The organism is Sphingomonas sp. GW821-FHT04B01 (assembly GCF_059420425.1).
Genome location: NZ_JBWKTR010000003.1, coordinates 394,035 through 420,498 on the forward strand (window position 1 = coordinate 394,035; position 26,464 = coordinate 420,498).

Here is a 26,464-nt window from a genome sequence, read left to right on the forward strand (position 1 = left end):
CTTATTTCTGGCAGGCGACGATCGCGGTGACGACCGAGATCGTTTCCTCCGGGTCGCGGACGCGGACCGTGTCGAGGCCGAGTTCCTTCGCGGGATAGTCGTTGCCGCCCGGGAAGATCGCGTCGCCGATGAACATCATGCTGTCGAGCGGAATGCCGCTCTCGTCGCGCAGCTTCTTGAGGCCATAGGCCTTGTCGACGCCCTCACGCGTGATGTCGATCGAGGTCGCGCCACCCATGTTGATCGACAGGCCCGGCAGGCGCTGCTTGAGATCGGCCTGAATGACCTTGCGCTTCTCGAACTTGGGATCCCAATGCTCCTTCTCCTTGATCGGCGCTTCCTGGCCGAGCGCGGAGAAGGTGATCTGGCTGCCGCGATCCTCGATCCGCTCACCCCAGGTCTGTTCGGGAGTGAAGCCGGTCGCCTCGAGCGATTCGTCGAACGCCTTGAGGATCTTCGCCTTGGTCTCGTCGTCGAACAATTCGGCGTAGACTGGATTCCAAGCACCGTCGCGATAGGTGTAGAGCTTGGTGCCGGTGGTCGGCATCAGCCACAGCTTCGACAGGTCTGCGCGCGCCGGCAGGCGGCTCGCCACCTGCTTCTGGAACTGCGGCCAGTCGCCGCCCGAGATCACCGCGACATGCGCTACGCCGAGCAGGTCGGCGAGCGCTTCGCCCATCGGTTCCTGCAGGGGCTGCTTGCTCTCGGCCAGCGTTCCGTCGAGGTCGAAGGCAACCAGTTGTTTCATGCAGCCACTCCAATGCGGGGAAAGATGATGGTGTCGATCGCGTGCGCGACGCCGTCCGCGTCATTGCCGCTCGTAACCTCATGAGCAATAGACTTAACCGGATCGGGCGCATTGCCCATGGCAATTGCGAGGCCGGCGCGTTCCAACATCGGGACATCATTATATTGATCGCCGAGCACCGCGACCGCGTCGAGCGGCTGGTCGAACGTCTTGGCGAGCGCGATCAGCCCGTCGCCCTTGTTGGCCGCCAGCGCGGTGACGTCGAGATAATAAACCTGACTCTGGACGATCGTCGCATCCCCGCCATGCGCCGCCTTGCAGCGTTCGGCGAGCGTGGCGAGCATCGCATGATCGTCGCTGACGAAGGTGATCTTGTCGGCATGGTCGAGCAGTTCGGCGAAGTCGCTGGTGACGATCGCGTCCTGATTGGACGCGCGCCGTTCGCTGTCGATATGCGCGCCGACGTCGGTCGAGGCATACCAGAGGTTGTCGGCGAAGACCCAGACGTCGACCGGACTGTCGGCGGCGATCGCCATCACGCCGCGCGTCACCGCCTCGTCGACGATATGATGCTCGGCGACGCTGCCGTCGCGGCGGAAGATGATACCGCCGTTGAACGCCGCCATCGGCGCATCGATCGCCAGCGTCTCGGCGATCGGCAGGATTCCCGACATCGGCCGTGCGCTGATGACGGTAAAGCCGATCCCCGCCGCCTCGAGCCGGCGCACCGCCTCGGTCGTGGCGGGGGTGAGCTGCTTCTGCTTGTCGACGAGCGTACCGTCGATGTCGGACACGACCAGCCGGATCGGCGGACTCACTGCGGCATCTCGACATGGCCGCCGAAGCCGAAGCGCATCGCCGACAGCACCTTGTCGCCATAGGTATGCTCGACGCGGCTGCGATAGCGCGCGAACAGCGAGGCGGTGAGCACGTTGGCCGGCACCTTCTCCTCCATCGCCGCGTCGATCGTCCACTGACCCTCGCCCGAATCGGCGACGCTGCCCGAGAAGCCTTCCAGCTTCTCGTCCTTGGCGAGCGCGATCGCGGTGAGATCGAGCAGCCACGACGAGATGACGCTGCCGCGACGCCAGACTTCGGCGATGTCGGTCATGTTGAGGTCGAAGCGTTCGTCCTCGGGCAATTTGTCGCTGTTCTTCGATTTCAGGATGTCGAAACCCTCGGCATAGGCCTGCATCAGGCCATATTCGATGCCGTTGTGGATCATCTTGACGAAATGGCCGGCGCCGGCGGGGCCGGCGTGGATATAGCCCTTTTCGGCGCGTTCATCGACGACGTCGGCGACGCGGCCCGGGGTGCGCGCAATGGTGCCGAGGCCCGGCGCGAGCGCGTCGAAGATCGGGTCGAGCAGGTTGACCGTCTCGGTATCGCCGCCGATCATCATGCAATAGCCGCGCTCCAGCCCCCAGACGCCGCCCGAGGTGCCGACGTCGACATAATGGACGCCCTTTTCGGCCAGCGCCTTGGCGCGGCGGATATCGTCCTTGTAGAAGGTGTTGCCGCCGTCGATGACGATGTCGCCGTCATGCGCGCCTTCGCCGATCGCGCCGATCGTGTCCTCGGTCGGGCCGCCGGCGGGGAGCATCACCCACCAGATCGCCGGGCTGTCGAGCTTCGCCCGCACGTCGTCGAGCGAATTGGCCGCCTCGGCGCCGTCCTTGGCGAGCGCCTGTACGGCGTCCGCGTTGCGGTCGTAGGCGACGATCTCATGGCCCGCCTGCATCAGCCGGCGCGCGATATTGCCACCCATGCGGCCGAGGCCGATCAGTCCGATCTTCATGCTTGCTGTCCTGCCGATTGTTATGATGCGTGATAAACGGGGCGGCGGCGTCGGAGTTGCGACGGGTCGCGAGACGCTGCGTTTCGCCGAAGGTCGCCGAGCTTGCGCGGTCGGGCTCGGAGCATCTCAGCTTCCCACCCGTCACCCCGGACTTGTTCCGGGGTCCACCGGGCCGCGGAGGTTTCGCCCGTACCTCCAGCCGTTCTCCTCGCTGCGGAGTAGACCCCGGAACAAGTCCGGGGTGACGGTGGGATGGGGACGGCCGCCCCGCGCGATTGCGAGCGGAGTAACCGGGAGGATGAGCGGGTCGCCCCGCCCTGGATCAGGACGGGGCGGCGGGTCATGCCGTTGCCGGCTGCTTGGCCGCGATCGAGCCCAGCAGGTCGTCGAACGCCTTGGCGAAGGAGGCGACGCCCTGCTCGACCAGCGTGTCGGTCACGCCATTGAGGTTGAGCCCGAGCCGCTCCGCCTCGGCGAGCACGCGGCGTGCGTCCTCGACGTCGGCGGTCAGCGTCTCGGCGACGGTGCCGCGCTCGCGGAACGCGTCCATCGTCGCGGGCGGCATCGTGTTGACCGTGTCGCGGCCGATCAGCGTGTCGACGTAGAGCGTGTCGGGATACGCCTTGTCCTTGACGCCGGTCGATGCCCACAGCAGCCGCTGCGGCTGCGCACCCTTGGCGGCGAGCGCCTGCCAGCGATCCGACTTCTCGAAGTCGAGGAACCACTGATAGGCCATCTTGGCATTGGCGATCGCGACCTTGCCGCGCAGACCCTTCAGCGTCTCCGCCTCGGGGTCGTTCTCGGCAACGCGGCGGTCGATCTCCTTGTCGATCACCGCATCGATGCGGCTGACGAAGAAGCTGGCGACGCTGGCGATCTTGTCGATCGGCTGCCCCTGCCGCACCCGCTCCTCGAGACCGGCGGCATAGGCCTCGGCGACGCGGACATAAGCGTCGAGCGCGAACAGCAGCGTCACGTTGACGTTGATGCCCTTGGCGATCGTCGCGCTGATCGCGGGTCCGCCGGCGAGCGTGCCAGGGATCTTGATCATCAGATTCTCGCGATCGACCGCATGCCACAGCTTGTCGGCCTCGGCGATCGTCGCATCGGTGTCGTCGGCGATATACGGCGACACTTCAAGGCTGACGTAACCGTCCTTGCCGGCGAGCCGGTCGTAGACGGGCTTGAGCGTTTCCGCCGCCGCCTTGATGTCCTGGATCGCGAGATGCTCGTAGCGGTCGATCGTCGCCGCGCCGGAATTCTCCTTGTCGAAGGCGGCAAGCGTCGCGTCATAGGCGTCGCCATGCCCCATCGCCTTTTCGAAGATCGACGGGTTGGAGGTGACGCCGGTCAGGCTGTCCTCCTTCACCAGCGTCTCGAGGCCACCGGCCTCGAGGAACTTGCGATCGACGAAATCGAGCCAGACCGCGGTGCCCGCGGCGCTCAGGTCGTTGAGCTTACCCATTGTTGGTCTCCAGCATCTCACGCGCCACCTTGACGACATTGTCGAGGGTGAAGCCGTATTTGTCCTGCAGCTTCGATATGGGGGCGGAGGCACCGAACGTCGACATGGTGATCGTGCGGCCCTTCAATCCGACATAGCGATGCCAGCCCATCTCGCCCGCCTGCTCGACCGCGAGCCGCGACGGCACCGACGACGGCAGCACGCTCTCCTTATACTCTTCCGATTGCAGCTCGTAGCGATACCAGCTCGGCATCGACACGACGCGGCTCTTCACGCCATCGGCGAGCAACTGCTCGTGTGCCTTGACGACCAAGGCCAGCTCGCTGCCGGTGGCGATCAGGATCACCTCGGGCGTGCCGTCGCAATCGGCGAGGACATAGCCGCCCTTCAGCGTCCCCTCGGCCGCCGCATATTTGCTGCGGTCGAGCGTCGGCAGCGCCTGACGCGAGAAGATCAGCGCGGTCGGACGGCTCGCATCCTCCAGCGCCGCACGCCACGCATAGGCGACCTCGTTGGCGTCGCCCGGACGGATCGTGTCGAGCCCCGGGATCGCGCGCAGCGTCGCGAGATGCTCGATCGGCTGGTGGGTCGGGCCATCCTCGCCGACGCCGATCGAATCGTGGGTGAACACCCAGATGCTGGCGAGCTCCATGATCGCCGACAGGCGGATCGGTGCGCGCATGTAATCGGCGAACACCAGGAAGGTCGAACCATAGCTGCGCAGGTGCGACAGCGTCATGCCGTTGACCACGCCGCCCATGCCATGTTCGCGGACGCCGAAGTGGAAGTTCTGGCCGCCGTAATTGCCGGGCTCGAACGACGCCGCGCCCTTGATGTCGGTCTTGGTCGACGGCGACAGATCGGCGGAGCCGCCGATCAGCCACGGCACCCGCTTGGCAAGCGCGTTGAGCACCTTGCCGCCCGAGTCACGGCTGGCGAGACCCTTTTCGTCGGCGGGGAATTCAGGAATGTCGGCGTCCCAGCCCTCGGGCAGCTCGTCCCTGAGCATCAGCTTCAGCTCGCCGGCAAGGTCAGGATAGGCTTCGCCATATTTGGCGAAATTGGCTTCCCATTCCTCGCGCAGCCCGGTGCTGCGGTCGGCAAGTGCGCCCTTGAAATGCTCGGCGACGCCTTCGGGGACGTAGAAGTCCTTGTCCTCGGGCCAGCCATATGCCTTCTTGGTGGCGCGGACATTGTCCTCGCCGAGCGGTTCGCCGTGCGCCTTCTCGCTGCCCGCCTTGGGGCTGCCCCAGCCGATCACCGAATGGACGACGATGAAGGTCGGCCGGTCGTTCGTCGCCTTGAACGTCTCGATCGCCTTGGCGAAGGCCTTGGTGTCGTTGGCGTCGTCGAGGTGGATGACGTTCCAGCCATAGGCCTGGAAGCGCAGGCCGACGTCCTCGTCGAACGCCAGCTCGGTGCCGCCCTCGATCGAGATATGGTTGCTGTCGTAGATCCAGCAGAGGTTCGACAGCTTGAGGTGACCGGCGAGGCTGGCGGCCTCGGCGGCGACGCCCTCCATCATGTCGCCGTCGCCGCACAGCGAATAGACGTCATGGTCGAACAGGGTGAACTCGGGGCGGTTGTAGCGCGCGGCGAGCCAGCGCTCGGCGATCGCCATGCCGACCGAATTCGAGCAACCCGCGCCGAGCGGCCCGGTCGTCGTCTCGACACCGGTGGTGTGACGATATTCGGGATGGCCTGGGGTGCGCGAGGCGAGCTGGCGGAAGCCCTTGAGATCGTCGAGCGTCAGCGCCTGGCGCCCGGTCTTGTTGCCCTCGGCGTCGATCTCCTCGATGCCGGCGAGGTGGATCAGCGAATAGAGCAGCATCGACGCATGGCCGACCGACAGCACGAAGCGGTCGCGGTTCGGCCAGTCGGGCTTGGCGGGATCGTAGCGCAGGAATTGCGACCACAAGGTATAGCCGACCGGCGCGAGCGCCATCGGCGTGCCGGGGTGGCCGGAATTGGCCTTTTGTACCGCGTCCATCGACAGGGTGCGGATGGTATCGATCGTGAGGCGTTCCAGCGAACCGTCTTCGTGGATCGCGGTGTTGGTATCGGTCATGGGATTAAAGGCCCTCGCTCTTACCCTGCGTCGAACGCCTGCACGCCCGATCTGTTGCGGTTGGATCGGCCTTAGCGAGACTAATCGAGCCGTTCCAGCCGCGAAACGGTCCCATCCTGGGCAAAATAGGCGGCATCGACCTCGTCCAGAAACAGTCCGTGGCCCAGGACACCGGCAATTCCGTCAAGCCAAGCCGCTGATTCGCGGGGGTTTTGCAGGTCGATCCGGCAATCGGCAATGTTGTTGCCATTGTCCGTCACATACGGCCCGTCGGGACCGGGACGCAGCACCGCCCCCTCCCCCAGCCGCGCCAGCAGCGAGGCGCGGGCGAACGGCAGGATCTCGACCGGCACGGGTGCGCCGGCGCCGATCGCGGCGACGCGCTTGCCGCCGTCGGCGATGACGACCATCCGGTCGGAGGCGGCGGCGACCACCTTCTCTCGCAGCATCGCGCCGCCGCCGCCCTTGATCGCGAAGAAGCGCGGATCGATCTCGTCGGCGCCGTCGATCGTCAGGTCGAGCCGCGGCACGTCGGCGAAGTCGAGCATGGCGATGCCGGCGCGGCGCGCGAGCGCCTCGCTGGCGCGCGAGGTGGCGACCGCGCGGATGCGCAGCCCCGCCGCGACGCGCGCGCCGATCGCCGCGATCGCATGCGCGGCGGTCGATCCGGTGCCCAGCCCGACCAGCATGCCGTCCTGCACCTCCTGTGCGGCGGCCGCACCGGCGCGCGCCTTTTCCGTGTCCGCGTCCATGCCGGCTCCTTTCCACACTGCGACAAATTGCGACATTAATAACATGGGTGTCGGGTTGCTTTTACGCCACGATCCCCGCCAATGGGCCAGCAAGAGCAACCAATCGCCATGGCCACGCATTGTCGCGCCGGTCACGGCTGCGCGAGTCGAGACACGAGCCGGGTGACATACTTGACCACATTATCCTTTCGGGGCCGCCGGCTAGGTGCCGGCGCCGCTACTGCCGTGGTCCTGCTGACCCTCGCCGCCTGCGGTGGAGGCGGCGAGTCGCAATCGAAGGGCAAGGGCGGTGCGGGTGGTCCGAACAAGGGGCCGACCACGGTCGGCTATGTCGTCGTCCAGCCGACCGACGCGGCGATGGTCACCGAACTCGCCGCGCGTACCAACGCCTATGAAAGCTCGGACGTACGGCCGCAGGTCAACGGCATCATCCGGCGCCGCTTCTTCACCGAAGGCTCGCTGGTGAAGCGCGGCCAGCCGCTCTACGAGATCGACCCGCGCCTCTATCGCGCTGCGGTCAACGAGGCGCAGGCCAATCTGCAGAGTGCGCGCGCCAATCAGGAAGCGCAGCGCGTGCAGGCCGAACGCTACAAGCCGCTCGCCGCGATCCAGGCGGTCTCGCAACAGGAATATACCAACGCCGTCGCCACCGCGCGGCAGGCGACCGCCTCGGTCGCGCAGACCGGCGCGGCGCTCGAGACGGCGCGGATCAATCTCAAATTCACCACCGTGCCCGCGCCGATCACCGGACGGATCGGCCGCTCGCTGTTCACCGTCGGCGCGCTGGTGTCGGCGAGCCAGACCGATCCGCTCGCGCAAATCCAGCGGCTCGACCCCATGTTCGTCGACATCCAGCAGTCCGCCGCCGACATGCTCGCGCTGCGCCGCAGCCTCGCCCAGAACGGCGTGGTGCCGACCCGCGCGGTGGTGCGGCTCAAGCTGGAGGACGGCAGCGATTACGGCCAGACCGGCAGCGTCGAATTCTCCGAAGCCTTGGTCAACACCGAGACCGGCACGGTGACGCTGCGCGCCAGCATCCCCAATCCGCAGGGGCTGCTGCTGCCCGGCATGTTCGTGCGTGCCCGCTTCGCCCAGTCGATCAACCAGCGCGCCTTCCTGGTGCCGCAGGAGGCGCTGACCCGCGACGCCAAGGGCGCCGCGACGGTGATGCTGGTCGGACCGAACGGCAAGACGGTGCAGAAGCCCGTCACCGCCTCGCGGACGCAGGGCCGCTTTTGGGTGGTCACGTCCGGCCTGAATGCCGGCGACAAGGTCATCACGCAGGGGCTCAACAACCTGAAGCCGAATGCGCAGATCAAGGCGGTGCCGGCGAACAGCCCGCAGGTGGTCAAACCGCCGCAGGGCAAGGACGGCCAACAGGGTAACGCCCAAAGCAAGGCGGGCTGAGCCTGATGCCATATCCTTCCCCCGTTCGTGCTGAGCCTGTCGAAGCACGGGTTGCCATCAACGCGCGTTCCGTTCGCGGCGCTGCCCTTCGACTGGCTCAGGGCGAACGGTCTCTCATCACCGCGTCAGGCTGTGTCGTCCTATGATCAGCCGCATCTTCATCGATCGCCCGATCTTCGCCTGGGTGCTGGCGATCATCGTCATGCTCGCCGGCGTCGGCTCGATCCTCAGCCTGCCGATCGCGCAATATCCCGACGTCGCGCCGCCGCAGGTGTCGATCCGCGCCACCTTCCCCGGCGCCAACGCGCAGACGCTGCAGAATTCGGTGACGCAGATCATCGAGCAGCAGCTCACCGGCATCGACGGCCTGCTCTATTTCGCCTCGTCCTCGTCGAGCCGCGGCCAGGTGACGATCACCGCCACGTTCGAGAAGGGCACCGATCCCGACATCGCGCAGGTGCAGGTGCAGAACCAGGTGCAGCAGGGCGTCGCGCGCCTGCCGCAACAGGTGCAGCAGCAGGGCCTCGTCGTCCGCAAGTCCAACCCCGACAATCTGCTGATCGTCGGCGTCTATGACGAGACCGACCAGCGGACCAACATGGACGTGTCGGACTATCTCGTCTCCAACCTCCAGGACCCGCTCGGCCGCGTCCACGGCGTCGGCGACGTCAACGTCTTCGGCTCGCAATATGCGATGCGCATCTGGCTCGATCCGTCGCGGCTCGCCAGCTATTCGCTGATCCCCGCCGATATCAGCACCGCGATCCAGAACCAGAATACCGAGGTCGCGGCGGGCGAGGTCGGCGGCCTGCCCTCCGCGCCCGAGCAGATGCTCAACGCGACCGTCACCGCCCAGTCGCGTCTGCAGACCCCCGAACAATTCCGCCAGATCATCGTCAAGACGCTGCCCTCGGGCGCCACCGTCCGCCTGTCGGACGTCGCGCGGATCGAACTCGGCGCGGAAAGCTACGCCTCGGTCAGCCGCATCAACCGCCATCCCGGCGCGGGCATCGCCGTGCTGCTCGCCCCCGGCGCCGACGCGCTCGAGACCGCCGAGCTGGTCAAGGCCGAGGTGGCGCGCGTCGCCAAGACCTTCCCGCCCGGCCTCAAGGTGGCCTATGCCAACGACACCACCGCCTTCATCGAATTGTCGATCGAAGAGGTGGTCAAGACGCTCATCGAGGCGGTGATCCTCGTCGTCATCGTCATGTTCGTCTTCCTGCAGAGCTGGCGCGCAACGCTGATCCCGACGATCGCGGTGCCGGTGGTGTTGCTGGGGACGTTCGCCGTCTTCCATCTCGCCGGCTTCTCGATCAACACGCTGACGCTGTTCGGCCTCGTCCTCGCCATCGGCCTGCTCGTCGACGACGCCATCGTCGTCGTCGAGAACGTCGAGCGGCTCATGGAGGAGAATCCCGACATGAGCCCGCGCGAGGCGACGATCGAGTCGATGAACGAGATCACCGTCGCGCTGATCGCGATCGCGCTCGTCCTGTCGGCGGTGTTCCTGCCGATGGCGTTCTTCGGCGGCTCGACCGGCGTGATCTATCGCCAATTCTCGCTGACCATCGTCGCGGCGATGGTGCTGTCGGTGCTCGTCGCGCTGATCCTGTCGCCGGCGCTGACCGCCTCGCTGCTCAAGCAGAAGTCGCAGGAGGCCGAGGAGGCGCAGGGCTTCAAGCGCCGCTTCCCGCGCGTCGCCGGCTGGGGGACCAAGGCGTCGACCTGGTTCAACACCAATTTCGAACGCGGCGTCGAGCGCTACACCAATGCGGTGCGCGCGGTCGTCGATCGCAAATGGCTGTTCCTGCTGATCTATCTCGGCGTGGTCGCGTTGCTGGCGATCCTGTTCCTGCGCCTGCCCACCGGCTTCCTGCCAACCGAGGATCAGGGCTCGGCAATCGTCCAGTTCCGCCTGCCCGCCGGCGCCACCCAGGCGCGGACGATCGAGGTGCAGAAGCAGGTCGAGAATTACTTCATCCAGAACGAAGGCAAGAACGCCTCGGTGCTGTTCACCGTCGCCGGCGGCGGCGGTGGCGGCGCGAGCGGCCAGAATACCGGCCAGGGCTTCCTCAACTTCGTCGACTGGTCGGAGCGCAAGGGCAAGGAGAATACCGCCGACGCCATCACCGGTCGCGCTTCCGCCGCCTTCCGTGGACTGCGCGACGCGCAGGTGTTCGCGCTGGTGCCGCCGGCGGTCCGTGGTCTCGGCCAGTCCGACGGCTTCACGATGGAGCTGCAGAACACCGGCGGCCTCTCGCAGGACCAGTTCAACGCCGCGCGCGACAAGTTGCTGGCGATGGCCAATGCCGATTCGATGCTCGCCTCCGTGCGCCTCACCGAATTGCCCGACATCGCGACGCTGCGCGTCGACATGGACCAGCAGAAGCTGTCGGCACTCGGCCTGACGCAGAGCAACGCCAACAGCACGCTGACCACCGCCTGGGGCGGCCAGTACGTCAACGACTTCATCGACCGGGGCCGCGTCAAGCGCGTCTACGTCCAGGGCGATGCGCAATATCGCGCCTCGCCCGAGGACCTGAAGCAATGGTTCGTACGCGGCTCGAACGGGCAGATGGTGCCCTTCTCGTCCTTCGCCAGCACCGGCTGGGCGACCGCGCCGACGACGCTGTCGCGGTTCAACGGCATCTCCTCCTATGAATTCCAGGGCTCGGCCGCATCCGGCAAGAGTTCGGGCGACGCGATGACGCGGATGGCCGAGCTGGCGTCGCAGATCCCCGGCACCTCGGTGAGCTGGGCGGGCCTGTCGTATCAGGAGCGGCTGTCCTCCGGCCAGGCACCGCTGCTCTACGGCCTGTCGATCCTGGTCGTCTTCCTATGCCTCGCGGCGCTGTACGAGAGCTGGTCGATCCCCTTCGCGGTGCTGCTCATCATCCCGCTCGGGCTGATCGGCGCGATCGCCTTCGTCACGCTGCGCGGGCTGACCAACGACGTCTATCTCCAGATCGGCCTGCTGACGACGATGGGCCTCGCCGCCAAGAATGCGATCCTGATGATCGAATTCGCCGAACAGGCGGAGCGCAAGGGTGCGCGCGTCTTCGACGCCGCGCTGGAAGCCGCCAAGATCCGTCTGCGGCCGATCCTGATGACCAGCTTCGCCTTCATCTTCGGCGTGCTGCCGCTGGCGATCTCGACCGGTGCCGGTGCCAACAGCCGCATCGCGATCGGTACGGCGGTGATCGGCGGCATGCTGTCGGCGACCTTCCTCGCGATCTTCTACATCCCGTTGTTCTTCGTGCTCGTCCGCCGCGGCGTCCGCGATGGCATCGCCAAGCTGCGCGGCCGCCCGACCGGCCATCAGGGCGGCAAGGAGGACAAGGAGCCCCCCGCCCCGCCGATGCCGCCCGCCGCCGAGCCGGAGCCCGCCCGATGACCCGCCCGATCCTCGCTTTGGCGCTTGCCGCGACCGCGCTGTCGGCCTGTTCGATGGAGCCCAAATACGTCCGCTCAGAAACGCCGGTGCCGACGTCGTGGCCGGTCGGCGACGCCTATCTGCGCCAAAGCGAGGCGACCCTGCCCGCCTTCACCTATCGCGACATCTTCAAGGACCGCCGGCTCCAGACGCTGATCGACCAGGCGCTGGTCAACAACCGCGACTTGCGCGTCGCCGCCGCCAACATCACCGCGGCGCGTGCGCAATATCGCATCCAGCGCGCCGATCTGTTCCCCGCGGTCGACGCCTCGGGCCGCTACACCTATTCGGGCGGCGGCAACGGCGCGCGCAGCACCGCGAGCAGCGGCAGCACCGGCAATACGGGCACCGGCAATACCGGGACGGGCAACACCGGCACGGGCAATACGGGGACCGGCACGGGCGTCGGCACCGGCAACGGCTCGACCGGCACGATCACCACCACCGGCAACGGCAACAGCGCCTTTTCCGCGCAACTCGGCGTGACCGCCTTCGAACTCGACCTGTTCGGCCGCATCCGGTCGCTGTCGCGTGCCGCGCTCGACCGCTATTTCGCCACCGAGGCGGCGGCACGCGCCACCCGGCTGACGCTGGTCGGCGACATCGCCGACGCGTGGCTGACCTATGCCGCCGACCGCAGCCTGCTCAAGGTCGCGCAGGACACCGCGACCAGCGCACAAGTCAGTGTCCGCCTCACCCGCGCCCGGCTCGAGGGCGGGGTCAGCGCGCGCACGGACCTGCGTCAGGCCGAACAGATCCTCGAAACCGCCAACGCCGATCTCGCCGAACAGAAGACGCTGGTCGCGCAAGACGTCAACGCGCTGCAATTGCTGGTCGGCGCACCGGTCGACCCGACGTTGCTCCCCGTCTCGATCGACGAGGCGCAGGCAACGATCGCGACGCTGCCCGCAGGGATCGACAGCGGCGTGCTGCTGCGCCGCCCCGACGTCGTCCAGTCCGAATATCAGCTGCGTGCCTATAACGCCGAGATCGGCGCGGCGCGCGCCGCGCTGTTCCCGCGCATCTCGCTGACCGGGCTCGTCGGCTTCGCCAGCACCGCGCTGTCGTCGCTGTTCGCCGGCGGCGCGTTCAACTATTCGGTCGCGCCCTCGGTCAGCTATCCGATCTTCCAGGCGGGCGCCGGCCGCGCCAACGTCCGCTATACCGAGGCGCAGCGCGACGCCGCGCTCGCCACCTACGAAAAGACGATCCAGACCGCGTTCCAGGAAACTGCCGACGCGCTCGCCCGGCAGGGCACGATCGCCGACCAGCTGCGTGCCCAGACCAATTTCCAGGCGGCGGCGGCGGATACGCTGCAACTCGTCAACGCGCGCTATCAGGGCGGTATCGACACCTTCCTGTCGAGCCTCGATGCGCAGCGCTCGTTCTACACCGCGCAGCGCACGCTGATCACCACGACGCTGACGGGTGCGAGCAATCGCGTCACGCTATATCGCGTGCTCGGCGGCGATTCGACGCTGGAGGCGACGCCGCAAGGCCCGCAACCGGTGACGCTCAACGGAACGCCACGCAGCGGTTGACGCTTATGCGTGATATCCCCGATGGTTAGCGTCCATCAGGCAGGAACCGCACGCATGAGCCACACGATCCGCCGCTTCCGCCCGACCGACGACGCGGCGATGCTCGCCTTTGCCGCGAGCCTGCCCGAACATGACCTGCTGTTCCTCGGCCGCGACCTTCGCCACGAGCGCGTCATCGAGGCGTGGCAGCAGGCGATCGGCGAAGGCTGGATCGACAGCCTGATCGCGGAGGATGGCGGTCGCATCGTCGCGACCGGCGCACTGGTCCGCGATCCGCTCGGCTGGAGCGGCCATGTCGGCGAGATCCGGCTGCTCGTCGCCACCGACCGCCGCGGTGCGGGGCTCGGCGGCGATCTGCTGGAGGCATTGCTCGCGATCGCCCGCGCACACGGCCTCGCCAAGCTCAGCGCGACGATGACGCCCGATCAGGCTGGCTCGATCGCCTTGTTCGAAGGGCTCGGCTTTCGCCGCGAGGCGCTGCTCGCCGGCCACGTCCGCGCCCGCGACGGCGTCGCGCACGACCTGCTGATCCTCGCCCGCCCGATCCCGACCGGCTGACCGCCGGCCGGGTCGGGATGGCCTTTTCGGCTCAGTCGGCCTTGCCGTCGCCCCCCGACCGCATCGGCGATACCGCGTCGCGGCCGAACTGCATGATGAGCTCGCCCATTTCGCGCGCCTGGTTCATCGCCCGCTGGCCCTGTTCGCGCAGATAATCGCCCTGGATGCGCATCACCTCGCTGAGGTCCTTGGCCTGCGCCGCCTCGCGCATCGCCTCGAACGCCTCGCGCGAATTCTGCTCGGCCTGTTCGATGATCTTCAGGCCGATCGTCGCGCCATTGTCCGCCGCTTTCTGGCCGGAGGCACGCAACGCCTCGCCCGCCCGACGCGCGGGATCGAGCACATGGTCCGAAAAGCCCGCGCGTGCGCGCTCGGCGGCATCGCGCATCGCATCCGCAGCGCCCTGACCCGCACCGGCATCCGTGCCCGCGCCGTTGCCGGCACCACCGAAATCCTCGGCCATCATCGCTCTCCTCTCATCTTGGAACGCCGTTCCGGCCGCCCGCTTGGTTACCCCGACTGCAACGTGTGATAGCGGGCTTGGCTCCGGCACCGCGACGAAGCAGCCGTTGCGTCCCGTTCGCGCGCCGGTAGAAGGCCCGTTCCATGTCGAAGATCGAAAACCCGATGCCGCCCCGAATCCGCGGCGAACTGCTCCACCGCGCGATCGGGCTCGGTGAGGAGCTGATGCGCCTGTCGGACGACCTCGGCCATACCGTCGCAAGCCTGCACATCTGCCAGGGCGTCGAGATGATGCGCGAGGAGGCGGAGCGGCTGCTCGGCCCCGCCTGATCCTGCCTCACGCCGCGGCGATGCAGCGCAGCGCGAAGACGACGCCTTCGTCGGTCAGCGCCACCGCGGCGCTATCCCGCGGTTCCATCGCGTCCCACCGGATCAGGCCGCGCGCCTGCATCACCTGCAGCCAGCGCCGGCCGACCGCGCCGCGCACCCCGATCTCGTCGAGCAGCGGCCCGCTGGTCATCGTCCGCCCGTCTTCATAGGCGACGAACAGGATCAGCAGGATGTCCCAGCCGGGCTCGCCGAACAGCTCGGCAAAGCTGCCCGCCGCCGCGTCGCGGCTCCGTCGCTGCGCCAGCAGCGCGCGGGCGCGGTCGGCGTCGTCCGGCTCCTCCGGACCGACGAAGGTGGAGGCGACGATCTCGCCCCGCCCCTGCGCCGCGGCGAAGCGGACGCGGGCGATCGCGGCGACGAGGCGTTCGTGGTTCTCGCGATCGCGCTCGGGCCAGCGCAGCAACCGGATATCGGCGTTCATGGGTGTTCGTAGTCCGGTCTGCGCAGGGGCGACCAATCGCGGTCGCTCCCGAAACGGGCCAGGCGGTGGCGATGGCGCAACGCACCGATCGCCAGCAGCACCAGCATGGGATAGGCGATCTTGGCGCTCGCCCCGGCGTACATCCACGGCACCAGATGGGGATCGAGCGCCTTCACGCCATGGATCGCGATCGTGATCAGGTGGAGCGCGGCGACGTAGAGCGGCCAGAACCGGTCGGCACGCACCGCGATCCAGACCAGCCCGAGCAGCACCGCGCAATCGACCGCCAGGATCATCAGATGCACCGAATGATAACTGACGCGCGGCTGGAACGGCAGCGCGAAGGTGGTCGCCGCCCCGACGAGGAAGACCGCCGCGGTCCACCGCTCGGGCGCGCCCCCCGCCGCCAGGGCATAAGCGCACGCACCGAGCAGGACGATGTTGAAGAGGATGACGTGTGTCATGACTTGACCGGCCAAAGGAGCAATCTGGTGGTCAAGCCATGACACCTAGGCGGCGACGCGCAGATGACTGGCGCCGACGCCCGTCGGGACGAAATCGGGCTTCGGCTGTTCGTCGCCGAAACTCGTCTCATACCCGATCTGGCGGCCCACTTTCTCGATGACGCGGTGACCGGCGACGGTGTGACCGCGCGCCGTACCGATCGCGAGGATGGCTTGACTGAGTGTTTCGAAGGCCTGCTGCCCGGCGATCGCGGGCAGCTTGGCGGCGGTGCGCGCCCGCGGCAGCGCGGCGAGCAGTTCGCCGCCGGTGGCGAAGGCTTCGTCGAGCTGCGTCTCGAGCCGCCACAGCAATGTGGCGACGGCATCGGCGGCAACCTGGGAATCGGCATAATGAGCGTTCGCGTAAGACATTGGCCACCCCGTTCACCCCCGATGGGGGTGCTTTCGCTGAAGATCAGGAAAGGCGGCGGGCGATCGTCTCGATGATGCCGGTGAGGACCTGGAGGCCGGTCATCAGCATGCCGAACCCGATGGCGAGGCTGATGGCGATGGCCGGTATCCAGATCAACCGGCCTCCGACCGACAAGTCGTTGCCCCGCTGTCCCTTCCGCCGGAAGGGCAGCCGTATTTCCGGGAAGCTGTGCCTCGAAGGCGGCTCCCCGGAAACCCCCGGTGCCCTGACGATCGTGTCGTCCGGCACCACCGGCAATGGCAGGCCGATCGCCGGATCGACTAGCCGTGCAGAATGACCCCCCATTTTATCGGGGTCGGATTGCGCCGCCGAAATGGCGGAAATCTGCGGGTCCTGGGGGTCGGAAGCGCCTTGCCCGGCCGCCTCCTCGTGCGCGGCGAGGCGCAATGCGGCGTCGCGGCGGTTGCGCGCGCCGAGCACTTTCACCGCCTCGGTCAGATATTTGTCGACGGTGCTCTTCTCGATGCCGAGCTCGTCGGCGATCTCCTTCGATCCCTTGAGCTCGCGCACGCCGCGCAGGCACTCGCGGTGGCGTCGCGACAGGCGTTCGAAAGGGGCTGGATCGGTCACTTGCCCTCTGTCCCGCGGGACGGCGGGCATGGCAAGCGCTTCACGGTCGACACCGGTGGTTTCGTCGGCATCGGCAGGCGGTCCATCGTCGCGGTCGATCGGCATGGGGTGCACTGCAGCCAAGATCGTCATTCCACAGATTGCGGGAAAGACGGCGCTTTATCGCCCATCGCGCGCCGCCGCCAGTATCCCGGCGGCGGCGCATGGGTCACGGTCAGCCGTGCGCGGCCTTGGCGGGCTTCTTGTGCGCACCCTTGCCGCTGTTGGCCTTCTTGCCGCGGCGCGTCGCGACCGGCGGCTTGTCGCCGCGCAGCAGCGGCACCGCGATCGCGGCCGCGGCGCCGGCGAGGATCGTCCCGCCGATCGCGAGCCACGCCCCTGTGCCGAGGCCGCCCGGCTGCCGCTTGGGGGATGTCTTCGGCTTCGGCGGCGCCTTGGCCTCGTCGTGATGGACCGGGCCGGCGTGTTTCATGGCGGAACTCGGGATATGGGACATGGAGGATCCTTTCTGGCCGGACCAACCCCATGTACCCGAGCATTGTTCCGCCAGCGCAACGCCTTGGCGGGCGCGCGGCCGGAGTGGGACCGCAGGCAGGGCTATTGCATATGGCCATTTGGAGTGCTGCGACGACATTTCTAGTCCCGTCATGCCGGACTTGATCCGGCATCCCGCTTCTTCGCGCCGTCCGGAGGAGCGGGACCCCGGCTCAAGGCCGGGGTGACGTAGTGGCTTTTGAAAACTCGCCCGAAACACGAAGATGGCCATATGCGATAGCCCTGCCCTGGTGGGGGAGGAGTTTCGCATAATCCGCCGAATGCCGGTCCCGCCTAGCCGTCGCCGCCCTTCCACAGCCGCATCGCGCGTTCGTAGGCGTCCGCCGCCGCCTGCCGCGCCTCGTCCAGCGCTGTGCGTTCGTCCTCCTGCGCGCGTTCCATCGTCCGTCGTCGCTTGGCGAGCGCCACCTCCTCGGCGCGCAACGCGCGCGCCTCGCTGCGATGCCGCGCCTCCGCCTCGGCCATCGCCCGGTCCGCCGCATCGAGCGCGCGACGATCGGGTTTGGGCGCCGGCCTTGGTGCCGGCTTCGGCTCAGGCTCGGACGGCGGGGCGTCCGCCGCATCGTCGGACCGGCGGCGCGGCGCCTTCGCGGGCGTATCGGGCAGCGCCGCGATCTGCTCGGCCGCGGTACCGCGCGACCGTTTGATCACCGTGCCCGGCTGCGCCAGCGGCTCGGCGGTAAGCGCCGGGTCGGTCACCACTTCGGCGATGCCGCGGGCGAACAGGTCGCGCTCGCTCCCCCATGCCTGCAACGCCGCTTTCTGGCTCGCCGCCGCGACATAGGCGTCGTGGAACCCGATCGGCGTACGATAGACCTTCAGCTTCGCCATGCCGCCAGCCTAACCGCCGCGCCCGCCGATGGCTCCCCCTTTCGCACAGGTGCGACTTACGCCCACCAACACGGTTGACGCCGCGCCCCGCCGTCCCGCGCCGGCACAGCCGTGCGACACCCCTAGCCAAGCGCCCGCAACCGGCGCATTCCCGCGTCTCCACCGGGAGCGTCTCATGGCCGCACGTCGGGCCCTCGCGGCCAAGCTCATCCTCGCCGCCGTCGGGATCGGCGTCGCCGCCGCGGCCACCGTGCCGTCCCTCCGCCCGACCCCCGCGCCGTCCGCGCCGACGCCCGCCGCGCCCCCGGTCCGCGCCGCCATCGCCTCGCCCCCACCCACGCCCGAGCCCCGCCCCGTTGCGCGCCCCACGCCCAACCCGCTCATCGTCAAGCGCGTGCTCGACATCGGCCCGATCAAGTTCGGCGATTACACCTGGGACGATGCGGGCGTGCCCGCCGGCCCGCTGATCGTCACCGTCGATCTCGCCGCGCAGACGCTGTCGGTCTTCCGCGACGGCTATGAGATCGGCGCCACCGCAATCCTCTATGGCGCCGACGACAAGCCCACCCCGCTCGGCAGCTTCCCGATCCTGATGAAGGACGCGCACCACGTCTCCAGCCTCTACGGCGCGCCGATGCCCTATACGATGCGGCTGACCAACGACGGCGTCGCGGTCCACGGCACCGAAGTCGCCTGGGGCTATGCCACGCACGGCTGTATCGGCGTGCCGACCGCCTTCGCCAAATTGCTGTTCCGCGAGGCGAAGGTCGGCGACCGCGTCATCATCACCCGCGGCAAGACGCTGGCGACCGGCGAAACGCTCGTGTCTTGAGAGTCATCCGCAGGTGGGCATAGGCGCTTCCCCCGCCGGACAGCCCTTGCTAAGGCCGCCGCGACATACGCTTTCGCTGAAGCGCTCTCGCGCGCCCGCGCGGCCCCATGGCCGCCTCCCCGAGCGCCCTGGGCCAAATTGAAGGGATCATAATGACCGCCATCGGCCAGGACAGCCTGAACACCCGCACGACCCTGACGGTCGGCGACAAGAGCTACGCTTATTACAGCCTCGAAAAGGCCGCCGCCAAGTTCGGCGACATCAGCCGCCTGCCCTTCTCGATGAAGGTGCTGCTCGAGAACATGCTGCGCTTCGAGGACGGCAAGACCGTCACCGAGGCCGACGTGCAGGCGATCGTCGACTGGCAGAAGGAGCGCCGCTCCGACCGCGAGATCCAGTATCGCCCGGCGCGCGTGCTGATGCAGGATTTCACCGGCGTGCCCTGCGTCGTCGATCTCGCCGCGATGCGCGATGCGATCACCAAGCTCGGCGGCGACGCCGCCAAGATCAATCCGCAGGTTCCCGTCCATCTCGTCATCGATCACTCGGTGATGGTCGACGAATTCGGCACGCCGCAGGCGTTCGAGGACAACGTCGATCTCGAATATCAGCGCAACGGCGAGCGCTACGAGTTCCTCAAGTGGGGCTCGGCGGCGCTCGACAATTTCAAGGTCGTGCCGCCGGGCACCGGCATCTGCCATCAGGTGAACCTCGAATATATCGGTCAGGCGGTCTGGTCGTCGGACAGCGTCGGCGACCATGGCGACGGCACTGCGATCGCCTATCCCGACACGCTCGTCGGCACCGACAGCCACACGACGATGATCAACGGCCTCGGCGTGCTCGGCTGGGGCGTCGGCGGCATCGAGGCGGAAGCGGCGATGCTCGGCCAGCCGGTGTCGATGCTGATCCCCGAGGTCGTCGGCTTCAAGCTGACCGGCGCGCTGCGCGAGGGCATCACCGCCACCGATCTGGTGCTCACCGTCACGCAGATGCTGCGCGCCAAGGGCGTGGTCGGCCGCTTCGTCGAATTCTTCGGCCCCGGCCTGTCGTCGATGACGCTCGCCGACCGTGCGACGATCGCCAACATGGCGCCGGAATATGGCGCGACCTGCGGCTTCTTCCCGATCGACGAGAAGACGATGGACTATATGCGCCTCACCGCGCGGTCCGAGGAGAATGTCGCGCTGGTCGAGGCCTATGCCAAGGCGAACGGCTTCTGGCGCTTCGACGACGCGCCCGAGCCTGTGTTCACCGACACGCTCGAACTCGACATGGGCACCGTCACCGCGTCGCTCGCCGGCCCGAAGCGGCCGCAGGACCGCGTCAGCCTCGGCAAGGTCGACGAGGTGTTCAACGGCGATCTGTTCAAGATCTACCACAAGGAGCGCCCCGAGCGCGTCGACGTGCCCGAGCGCAGCCATGACATCGGCGACGGCGACGTGGTGATCGCGGCGATCACCAGCTGCACCAACACCTCGAACCCGTCGGTGCTGGTCGCCGCCGGCCTCGTCGCGCGCAAGGCGAACGCGCTCGGCCTCAAGCCCAAGCCCTGGGTCAAGACGAGCCTCGCCCCCGGTTCGCAGGTCGTCACCGACTATCTCAACAAGGCGGGCCTGACCGCGGATCTCGATGCGATCGGCTTCAACCTCGTCGGTTACGGCTGCACCACCTGCATCGGCAATTCGGGTCCGCTCGCCGAGCCGATCTCGAAGGCGATCAACGGCAACGACATCGTCGCCGCCTCGGTGCTGTCGGGCAACCGCAACTTCGAGGGCCGCGTCTCGCCCGACGTGCGCGCCAACTTCCTCGCCTCGCCGCCGCTCGTCGTCGCTTATGCACTCAAGGGCACGGTGACGCTCGACATGACCGAGACGCCGCTCGGTCAGGGCACCGACGGCCAGGACGTGTTCCTCAAGGACGTGTGGCCGACCAACCAGGAGATCGCCGACGTCATGGCGGCGAACATCGACGACACGATGTTCCGCTCGCGCTACGGCAACGTCTACGCCGGCGATGCCAAGTGGCAGTCGATCCAGATCACCGAATCGGACACCTACGCCTGGCCGTCGGGGTCGACCTATGTCGCCAACCCGCCCTATTTCGACGGTCTCGAAATGACCCCGAAGCCGGTTACCGACATCATCGACGCCAAGCCGCTGGCGATCCTCGGCGATTCGATCACCACCGACCACATCTCGCCGGCCGGCTCGATCAAGGCCGACAGCCCGGCGGGCAAGTGGCTGATGGAGCGGCAGGTCAGCCGCGCCGACTTCAACAGCTATGGCGCGCGTCGCGGCAACGACAACGTCATGGTCCGCGGCACCTTCGCCAACATCCGCATCAAGAACGAGATGGTGCCGGGGATCGAGGGCGGCATGACCAAATTCGAAGGCGAGGTGATGCCGATCTTCGACGCGGCGATGCGCCACAAGGAGAATGGCACGCCGCTCGTCATCGTCGCGGGCAAGGAATATGGCACCGGTTCCAGCCGTGACTGGGCGGCGAAGGGCACCAACCTGCTCGGCGTGCGCGCGGTCATCACCGAGAGCTTCGAGCGCATCCACCGGTCGAACCTCGTCGGCATGGGCGTGCTGCCGCTGCAATTCGCCGAGGGCGTAACGCGCCAGACGCTCGGCCTCGACGGCTCGGAGACGTTCACGATCACCGGCGTCGCCAACCTGCGCCCACGCCAGACCGTCGAGGTCCAGCTCACCCGCGCCGACGGCAGCACCGAGACGTTCGAGACGCGCTGCCGCATCGATACCGTCAACGAACTGGAATATTTCCTCAACGGCGGCATCCTCCAATACGTGCTGCGCAACCTCGCCGCATAAGCCGGCGCGCCAGCCCAGCGCGCAAAAGGGGAGGCACCGAAAGGCGCCTCCCCTTTTTCGTGCGCGAGACCGAGCCAGTGCTCCTGCGAACGCAGGAGCCAAGGGTCCCGAACGCCGCGAGCCGTTGCTCTGCTTGACCCTGGATTCCCGCTTTCGCGGGAACACTGAAGGTCGCGTCACCAGCTTACGCTACGAAGTCGCGCAGCCACCAACCGCCACGATCCGCCAAGCGGCGGCCACACGCTCGCCACATCCAACGGTATAATCACGCTTTTCCGGAGCGTTACCGCCGCATGGCCCGCCTCATCCTGTCACTCGCGCTGCTCGCGCTCGCCACGCCGGCGACCGCGCAGCGCAACACCGCCGGCTGCACCGCCGCGACCACGCACCGGCTGATCGTCACGGTGCGCGGCGTGCGCGCCGGCACCGGCGACGTCCGCGTCCAGCTCTACGACGAACCCGGCTTTCTCGAAAAAGGCCGCTGGCTCGGCCGCGTCGAGGCACCGACCAACGGCCGCCGCACGCTTGAGGTCTGTATCCCCGTCCCCCGCCCCGGCACCTATGGCGTCGCCGTCCGCCACGACGCCAATGCCAACGGCAAGTCCGACAGCGGCGACGGCGGCGCCTTCTCGCGCGATCCCGGCCTCTCGCTGCTCAGGCTCAAGCCCGCCTTCGCGCAGGTGGCGGTGCCGCTCGCCGCCGGGACGAGCCGGATCGCGGTGACGATGAACTACCGCCACGGCTTCTCGGTCGGCCCGGATCGCTGACCGGACCGGCGGCTCAGCGCAGTCCCAACGCCCGCCACGCCACCGCGTCGAGCTTCGCCACCAGCGCCGGATCGCGCCCACCCTTGGCGGTGATGATCGCGCTGTCGAGGCACGTGTCGATCGGCGACGCCGGCCGCTTCTCGGGCAGCGCGCGCAGCAGCCGCACCACCATCGCCCGCGCCTTGGCCGCGTTCGCCGCCAGTTGCGCGACGACCTGTGCGACGTCGACCGCCGCCTCGCCCTCGCGCCAGCAATCGTAATCGGTCACCATCCCGACCAGGGCGTAAGGCAGCTCCGCCTCGCGCGCGAGCTTCGCCTCGGGCAGCGCGGTCATGCCGATCACGTCGCACCCCCATTGCCGGTAGAGGCGGCTCTCCGCGCGCGTCGAGAATTGCGGCCCCTCCATCGCCAGATAGGTGCCGCCGCGATCCACCCCCGCGCCGACCGCATCGGCGGCATAGCCGCTCAGCCGCGGGCAGACCGGATCGGCCATCGAGACATGCGCGACGCAGCCGGTGCCGAAGAAGCTCGATGCCCGCCCCTTGGTCCGGTCGATGAACTGGTCGACGATTGTGAAGCTGCCCGGCGGCCGCGCCTCGACCAGCGAGCCGACCGACGACACCGCCAGCACGTCGGTCACGCCGAGTCGCTTCAACGCGTCGATATTGGCGCGCGCGTTGATCGCCTCCGGGCTGATCCGGTGACCCCGACCGTGCCGCGGCAGGAACGACACCGCGACCGCGCCGATCCGCCCGCTGAAGATCGCATCCGACGGCGCCCCCCACGGCGTCGTCACCTCGACCCAATGGCCGTCCTCGACGCCCTCGACGTCGTAGAGGCCGGAGCCGCCGATGATGCCGATATGCCAGCCGCTCATGCCCGCACGATCTCCGCCCGGCTCCGCGCGTAGAGGAAATAGACCAGCAACCCAAAGGCGTTCCAGCCCAGGAAGGCGACCTGCGTGCGCACCTGCAGGCTGGTGAACAGATACAGGCAGCCGAGGATGGCGAGCGGTGCGACGACGAAGGCCAACGGCGTGCGGAACGGCCGCCGCGCGCCGGGATCGCGCCGCCGCGACACCAGGACGCACGCCGCCACCGCGACGAAGGCGCACAGCGTCCCCGCATTGGCGAGGCTGGCGATCACGTCGAGCGGCGCCAGCCCGGCGATCACCGCGACGAACACCGCGGTCATCGCGGTGATCCGCGCCGGCGTGCCGCGCTTGCTGACCTTGGCGAGCGCCTGCGGCAGGAAGCCGTCGCGCGCCATGACGAGGAAGATGCGGCTCTGCCCGTAGAGGAAGGCGAGCAGCACCGTCGGCAGCGCGACCGCCGCGGCGGCGGCGATCACCGTCGCCACCTTGGGCTGGCCGAGCTCGCGCAGGATCAGCGCCAGCGGCTCGGGGCTGCTGCCGAACCGCGTATAGCTCAGCGCCCCCACCGCCGCGGTCGCGACGATCATATAGATTGCGGTGCAGGCCAGCATCGATCCGACGATCCCGATCGCCAGATCGCGCTCCGGGTTCTTCGCCTCTTCCGCCGCGGTCGAGATGGCGTCGAAGCCGTAGAAGGCGAAGAAGATGATCGCCGCCGCGCCCATCACGCCATATTTGACGCCGCCTGCGCCGGTCGGGCTGCCGAACCCGTAGGGCGTGAACGGATGCAGATTGGCCGCATCGAAATGCGGCAGCGCGACGCCGACGAACAGCGCCAGCGTGACGATCTTGATCAGCACCAGCACGGTATTGACCCGCGCGCTCTCGCGCGTCCCCAGCATCAGCAGCCCGGCGACCAGCGCGATGATCGCCACCGCGGGCAGATTGACGACGCCGCCCAGCCCCGGCCCGTTGGCGAGCGCCGCCGGCACGGTCACGCCCAGCCCCTTGAGGAACCCCACCGCATAGCCCGACCAGCCGACCGCGACGGTCGACACGACCAGCGAATATTCGAGGATCAGGCTCCACCCGACCACCCAGGCGATCACCTCGCCCAGCGTCGCATAGCTATAGGTATAGGCCGATCCCGACGCGGGGATCATCGTCGCCATCTCCGCATAGCAGAGCGCGGCGCAGGCGCAGATCGCGCCGGCGACGACGAAGGCGAGGATCACAGCCGGCCCGGCGCGATCGGCGCCGACGCCGATCAGCGTCAGGATTCCGGTACCGACGATCGCGCCCACCCCCAGCGCGACGAGATGCGGCCAGCTCAGCGTCCGCGCGAGCTGCTGCTCGGGCGGCTGGGCGTGGATCGTCTTGCGACGCAATAAGCTCATGTGGGTCCCTCCCTCGATGGCGGAGGTATAAGCGGTCGCTGCCGTGGTGGGTAGAGCAGCGAAAACGGCGGGGAGCCGTAAGGCTGGCGATACCACCGCCTCATTCTCACCGTCACCCCGGACTGGTTCCGGGGTCCACCGCGCCGCGAGGGAACGGCAAGAGGCTCCAGCCTTTCTCCTCGCCGCGGAGTGGACCCCGGAACGAGTCCGGGGTGACGGTGAGAATGAAAGCGCGGCGACCTACCTCCGCCGCCTCAGAACCGCCGCGAAATGCCCCCGGCCAGTTCCACGTCCGGCGCCGCATGGTTGAGGCTTAGCGTCGTCTGCATGTCGAACTGCCAGTCCTTCTTCGGCTTCCACGTCACCGACGCCGCGCTCAGCCATTGCGTGCTGTGCGCGTCCGGATCGTCGTCGCGAATCACCTGCGCCTCGAGCGCCGCCGACACCGTCTTGCTGAGCTTCACCGTCGCCCCGCCCGCGCTGCTGTAGCGCAGGTGCCGCCCGGCGCGCTCCTCGTCGGGCTGCGCGTCGATCTCGGGCGTCGCATCCAGATGCACCGTGTCGTTCAACCGGAAGGTCACCGGCACCAGCAACCCGCCCCCGGCGACGCGCGACCCGATCGTGCCGCCGCCGACCGGCAGCGTCACATAGGGCAGCAGCGACAGCGACAGGCCGTCGCCGTCGGGATGCAGCAGCCCCGCCTTCATCCCCAGCGACACGTCACCGCTCTGCCCGACGCGATCGATCGCGCCCGTCTGCCGATCGCGCACCCGCTCGTGGCCGTAAGGCGTCCAGCCGATCCGCGCCTCGATCTGGTCGGCGACGCCGACGCGCACCAGCGTGTCCGCGATCAGCACGGTATCGGTGCGGCTGTCCGGCTGGCGGTCGAGCGTCCAGTCGACCACGCCCGTCTCCACCGAGACGCGGCCGGGCGCGGTGATGCACGCCGGCGTGTCGAGCCCCGGCCGTTCGGGGCAATAGCTCTTCTGGGCCAGCGCCGGCGCGGCGGCGAGCGTCATCGCGAGCCCGCCCGCCGCGACGAGGCGCCTCACGTCAACCGCACCCAGGTCGGCGCATGGTCGCTGGCCTTCTCGCGGCCGCGATAGTCCTTGTCGACGCCGGCATCGACCAGGCAGTCGGCGGCCTGCGGGCTGAGCAGCAGATGGTCGATGCGGAAGCCCGCATCGCGCTGCCATGCCCCCGCCTGATAATCCCAGAAGGTCCACACCTTGCCGGTCGGATGGCGCGTGCGCAGCGCATCGGTCCACCCCTGCGCGAGCAACCGGCGATAGGCGGCACGGCTTTCCGGCTGCATCAGCGCATCGGTCGCCATCGCCCGCACCGAAAAGGTATCGTCGTCATTGGGGATCACGTTGTAATCGCCCATCAGGACGGTCGGCACTTCCTCGTCGAGCAGCACCTGCGCACGCGCCGCCAGCCGCTCCATCCAGCGCAATTTATAGTCGAACTTCGGCCCCGGCTGCGGATTGCCGTTGGGCAGATAGATGGATGCGACCACCAGTCCGTCGACCGCGCATTCGAGATAGCGGCTGTGATCGTCCTCGTCCTCGCCGGCGAGACCGCGCTGGCGTTCCACCGGGACCTGCCCGCGCGCGAGCACCGCGACGCCGTTGAAGCCCTTCTGGCCGTGCCACACCGCGCCATAGCCCAACGCCTCGATATCGGCGTGCGGGAAGGTGTCGTCGCTCGACTTGATCTCCTGCAGGCAGACCACGTCGGGCTGCTGCTCGGTGAGATATTCCAGCAACCGGGGCAGGCGCGCCTTGATCCCGTTGACGTTATAGGTGACGAGCTTCAACCG

Annotated in this window: 25 protein-coding genes; 8 read left to right on the top strand and 17 right to left on the bottom strand. The window is 68.1% G+C overall.

Annotation, left to right across the window (positions count from 1 at the left end; all coding sequences use genetic code 11):
• Position 1: 1 nt before the first annotated feature.
• The 6 genes from AC07UH_RS10675 to rpiA form a co-directional block, all read right to left on the bottom strand.
• Positions 2–748, bottom strand: coding sequence for an HAD-IIB family hydrolase (locus AC07UH_RS10675; RefSeq protein ID WP_137899599.1), 747 nt, complete (start codon positions 746–748; stop codon positions 2–4).
• Complete coding sequence (locus AC07UH_RS10680) at positions 745–1,566, bottom strand: Cof-type HAD-IIB family hydrolase (protein WP_495179854.1); 822 nt, start codon at positions 1,564–1,566, stop codon at positions 745–747. The genes AC07UH_RS10675 and AC07UH_RS10680 overlap by 4 nt, the downstream gene beginning before the upstream one ends.
• The gene (gene gnd, locus AC07UH_RS10685; protein WP_495179853.1) at positions 1,563–2,546 is read right to left on the bottom strand and encodes a phosphogluconate dehydrogenase (NAD(+)-dependent, decarboxylating); all 984 of its coding nucleotides are present in this window, start codon (positions 2,544–2,546) and stop codon (positions 1,563–1,565) included. Before gnd ends, AC07UH_RS10680 begins: the two co-directional genes overlap by 4 nt.
• A 340-nt stretch (positions 2,547–2,886) precedes the next feature.
• On the bottom strand, positions 2,887–4,011 hold the full coding sequence (tal, locus tag AC07UH_RS10690) for a transaldolase (protein WP_495179852.1): 1,125 nt from the start codon (positions 4,009–4,011) through the stop codon (positions 2,887–2,889).
• Positions 4,004–6,079, bottom strand: a complete 2,076-nt coding sequence (gene tkt / locus AC07UH_RS10695) for a transketolase (RefSeq protein WP_495179851.1) — start codon at positions 6,077–6,079, stop codon at positions 4,004–4,006. The genes tal and tkt overlap by 8 nt, the downstream gene beginning before the upstream one ends.
• A gap of 80 nt (positions 6,080–6,159) precedes the next feature.
• Positions 6,160–6,867: a ribose-5-phosphate isomerase RpiA gene (gene rpiA, locus AC07UH_RS10700; RefSeq protein ID WP_495179850.1), complete on the bottom strand. Its 708-nt coding sequence runs from the start codon at positions 6,865–6,867 to the stop codon at positions 6,160–6,162.
• Between the two features lie 189 nt (positions 6,868–7,056).
• On the opposite strand from rpiA, the gene AC07UH_RS10705 reads away from it, so the two are divergent.
• From AC07UH_RS10705 to AC07UH_RS10720, 4 genes are all read left to right on the top strand, one after another.
• Complete coding sequence (locus AC07UH_RS10705; protein WP_245640851.1) at positions 7,057–8,238, top strand: efflux RND transporter periplasmic adaptor subunit; 1,182 nt, start codon at positions 7,057–7,059, stop codon at positions 8,236–8,238.
• Positions 8,239–8,380: 142 nt separating this feature from the next.
• Positions 8,381–11,632, top strand: coding sequence for an efflux RND transporter permease subunit (locus AC07UH_RS10710; protein ID WP_038660681.1), 3,252 nt, complete (start codon positions 8,381–8,383; stop codon positions 11,630–11,632).
• A complete protein-coding gene (locus AC07UH_RS10715; RefSeq protein WP_495179849.1) occupies positions 11,629–13,212 on the top strand; it encodes an efflux transporter outer membrane subunit in 1,584 nt (527 codons plus the stop codon). Before AC07UH_RS10710 ends, AC07UH_RS10715 begins: the two co-directional genes overlap by 4 nt.
• A gap of 54 nt (positions 13,213–13,266) precedes the next feature.
• Entirely contained in the window at positions 13,267–13,770 is a 504-nt protein-coding gene (locus AC07UH_RS10720; RefSeq protein ID WP_038660687.1) for a GNAT family N-acetyltransferase, read from the top strand.
• A 31-nt stretch (positions 13,771–13,801) separates the two neighbouring features.
• On the opposite strand, the gene AC07UH_RS10725 is transcribed toward AC07UH_RS10720, so the two are convergent.
• Positions 13,802–14,233, bottom strand: a complete 432-nt coding sequence (locus AC07UH_RS10725; RefSeq protein WP_038660690.1) for a phasin family protein — start codon at positions 14,231–14,233, stop codon at positions 13,802–13,804.
• Positions 14,234–14,376: 143 nt separating this feature from the next.
• Between AC07UH_RS10725 and AC07UH_RS10730 the strand changes: the two genes are divergently transcribed.
• A complete protein-coding gene (locus AC07UH_RS10730; protein ID WP_038660692.1) occupies positions 14,377–14,562 on the top strand; it encodes a hypothetical protein in 186 nt (61 codons plus the stop codon).
• 7 nt (positions 14,563–14,569) lie between these two features.
• Here AC07UH_RS10730 and AC07UH_RS10735 read toward each other — a convergent pair whose 3' ends face one another.
• The 6 genes from AC07UH_RS10735 to AC07UH_RS10760 form a co-directional block, all read right to left on the bottom strand.
• On the bottom strand, positions 14,570–15,043 hold the full coding sequence (locus AC07UH_RS10735) for a hypothetical protein (RefSeq protein ID WP_249340769.1): 474 nt from the start codon (positions 15,041–15,043) through the stop codon (positions 14,570–14,572).
• Entirely contained in the window at positions 15,040–15,507 is a 468-nt protein-coding gene (locus AC07UH_RS10740; RefSeq protein ID WP_038660696.1) for a hypothetical protein, read from the bottom strand. Before AC07UH_RS10740 ends, AC07UH_RS10735 begins: the two co-directional genes overlap by 4 nt.
• A 45-nt stretch (positions 15,508–15,552) precedes the next feature.
• Complete coding sequence (locus AC07UH_RS10745) at positions 15,553–15,918, bottom strand: hypothetical protein (protein ID WP_137899914.1); 366 nt, start codon at positions 15,916–15,918, stop codon at positions 15,553–15,555.
• A 43-nt stretch (positions 15,919–15,961) separates the two neighbouring features.
• Complete coding sequence (locus AC07UH_RS10750) at positions 15,962–16,654, bottom strand: helix-turn-helix domain-containing protein (RefSeq protein WP_495189818.1); 693 nt, start codon at positions 16,652–16,654, stop codon at positions 15,962–15,964.
• Positions 16,655–16,763: 109 nt separating this feature from the next.
• Positions 16,764–17,021 (bottom strand): hypothetical protein, encoded by a 258-nt coding sequence (locus AC07UH_RS10755; protein WP_495179847.1) that lies wholly within the window; start codon positions 17,019–17,021, stop codon positions 16,764–16,766.
• A gap of 356 nt (positions 17,022–17,377) precedes the next feature.
• Positions 17,378–17,935 (bottom strand): hypothetical protein, encoded by a 558-nt coding sequence (locus tag AC07UH_RS10760; protein ID WP_495179846.1) that lies wholly within the window; start codon positions 17,933–17,935, stop codon positions 17,378–17,380.
• A gap of 175 nt (positions 17,936–18,110) precedes the next feature.
• Between AC07UH_RS10760 and AC07UH_RS10765 the strand changes: the two genes are divergently transcribed.
• The 3 genes from AC07UH_RS10765 (at position 18,111) to AC07UH_RS10775 (ending at position 22,371) form a co-directional block, all read left to right on the top strand.
• Positions 18,111–18,767, top strand: coding sequence for a L,D-transpeptidase family protein (locus AC07UH_RS10765; RefSeq protein ID WP_495179845.1), 657 nt, complete (start codon positions 18,111–18,113; stop codon positions 18,765–18,767).
• Between the two features lie 152 nt (positions 18,768–18,919).
• Positions 18,920–21,604 (top strand): aconitate hydratase AcnA, encoded by a 2,685-nt coding sequence (acnA, locus tag AC07UH_RS10770; RefSeq protein ID WP_495179844.1) that lies wholly within the window; start codon positions 18,920–18,922, stop codon positions 21,602–21,604.
• A 293-nt stretch (positions 21,605–21,897) separates the two neighbouring features.
• Entirely contained in the window at positions 21,898–22,371 is a 474-nt protein-coding gene (locus tag AC07UH_RS10775; protein ID WP_495179843.1) for a DUF2141 domain-containing protein, read from the top strand.
• Between the two features lie 13 nt (positions 22,372–22,384).
• Here the strand turns inward: AC07UH_RS10775 and mtnP are convergent, their stop codons facing one another.
• The 4 genes from mtnP to xth form a co-directional block, all read right to left on the bottom strand.
• Complete coding sequence (mtnP, locus tag AC07UH_RS10780) at positions 22,385–23,248, bottom strand: S-methyl-5'-thioadenosine phosphorylase (RefSeq protein ID WP_495179842.1); 864 nt, start codon at positions 23,246–23,248, stop codon at positions 22,385–22,387.
• Positions 23,245–24,642, bottom strand: a complete 1,398-nt coding sequence (locus tag AC07UH_RS10785) for an amino acid permease (protein ID WP_495179841.1) — start codon at positions 24,640–24,642, stop codon at positions 23,245–23,247. The genes mtnP and AC07UH_RS10785 overlap by 4 nt, the downstream gene beginning before the upstream one ends.
• Before the next feature lie 254 nt (positions 24,643–24,896).
• Positions 24,897–25,694: a transporter gene (locus AC07UH_RS10790; RefSeq protein WP_495179840.1), complete on the bottom strand. Its 798-nt coding sequence runs from the start codon at positions 25,692–25,694 to the stop codon at positions 24,897–24,899.
• Complete coding sequence (gene xth, locus AC07UH_RS10795) at positions 25,691–26,461, bottom strand: exodeoxyribonuclease III (protein WP_495179839.1); 771 nt, start codon at positions 26,459–26,461, stop codon at positions 25,691–25,693. Before xth ends, AC07UH_RS10790 begins: the two co-directional genes overlap by 4 nt.
• Between the last annotated feature and the right edge of the window lie 3 nt (positions 26,462–26,464).

Coding starts and splice junctions, on each gene's coding strand:
- AC07UH_RS10675 (WP_137899599.1), bottom strand. CDS start 748: ATGAAACAACTGGTTGCCTTCGACCTCGACGGAACGCTGGCCGAGAGC.
- gnd (WP_495179853.1), bottom strand. CDS start 2,546: ATGAAGATCGGACTGATCGGCCTCGGCCGCATGGGTGGCAATATCGCG.
- tal (WP_495179852.1), bottom strand. CDS start 4,011: ATGGGTAAGCTCAACGACCTGAGCGCCGCGGGCACCGCGGTCTGGCTC.
- tkt (WP_495179851.1), bottom strand. CDS start 6,079: ATGACCGATACCAACACCGCGATCCACGAAGACGGTTCGCTGGAACGC.
- rpiA (WP_495179850.1), bottom strand. CDS start 6,867: ATGTCGCAATTTGTCGCAGTGTGGAAAGGAGCCGGCATGGACGCGGAC.
- AC07UH_RS10710 (WP_038660681.1), top strand. CDS start 8,381: ATGATCAGCCGCATCTTCATCGATCGCCCGATCTTCGCCTGGGTGCTG.
- AC07UH_RS10715 (WP_495179849.1), top strand. CDS start 11,629: ATGACCCGCCCGATCCTCGCTTTGGCGCTTGCCGCGACCGCGCTGTCG.
- AC07UH_RS10720 (WP_038660687.1), top strand. CDS start 13,267: ATGAGCCACACGATCCGCCGCTTCCGCCCGACCGACGACGCGGCGATG.
- AC07UH_RS10725 (WP_038660690.1), bottom strand. CDS start 14,233: ATGGCCGAGGATTTCGGTGGTGCCGGCAACGGCGCGGGCACGGATGCC.
- AC07UH_RS10730 (WP_038660692.1), top strand. CDS start 14,377: ATGTCGAAGATCGAAAACCCGATGCCGCCCCGAATCCGCGGCGAACTG.
- AC07UH_RS10735 (WP_249340769.1), bottom strand. CDS start 15,043: ATGAACGCCGATATCCGGTTGCTGCGCTGGCCCGAGCGCGATCGCGAG.
- AC07UH_RS10740 (WP_038660696.1), bottom strand. CDS start 15,507: ATGACACACGTCATCCTCTTCAACATCGTCCTGCTCGGTGCGTGCGCT.
- AC07UH_RS10745 (WP_137899914.1), bottom strand. CDS start 15,918: ATGTCTTACGCGAACGCTCATTATGCCGATTCCCAGGTTGCCGCCGAT.
- AC07UH_RS10750 (WP_495189818.1), bottom strand. CDS start 16,654: ATGCCGATCGACCGCGACGATGGACCGCCTGCCGATGCCGACGAAACC.
- AC07UH_RS10755 (WP_495179847.1), bottom strand. CDS start 17,021: ATGAAACACGCCGGCCCGGTCCATCACGACGAGGCCAAGGCGCCGCCG.
- AC07UH_RS10760 (WP_495179846.1), bottom strand. CDS start 17,935: ATGGCGAAGCTGAAGGTCTATCGTACGCCGATCGGGTTCCACGACGCC.
- AC07UH_RS10765 (WP_495179845.1), top strand. CDS start 18,111: ATGGCCGCACGTCGGGCCCTCGCGGCCAAGCTCATCCTCGCCGCCGTC.
- acnA (WP_495179844.1), top strand. CDS start 18,920: ATGACCGCCATCGGCCAGGACAGCCTGAACACCCGCACGACCCTGACG.
- AC07UH_RS10775 (WP_495179843.1), top strand. CDS start 21,898: ATGGCCCGCCTCATCCTGTCACTCGCGCTGCTCGCGCTCGCCACGCCG.
- mtnP (WP_495179842.1), bottom strand. CDS start 23,248: ATGAGCGGCTGGCATATCGGCATCATCGGCGGCTCCGGCCTCTACGAC.
- AC07UH_RS10785 (WP_495179841.1), bottom strand. CDS start 24,642: ATGAGCTTATTGCGTCGCAAGACGATCCACGCCCAGCCGCCCGAGCAG.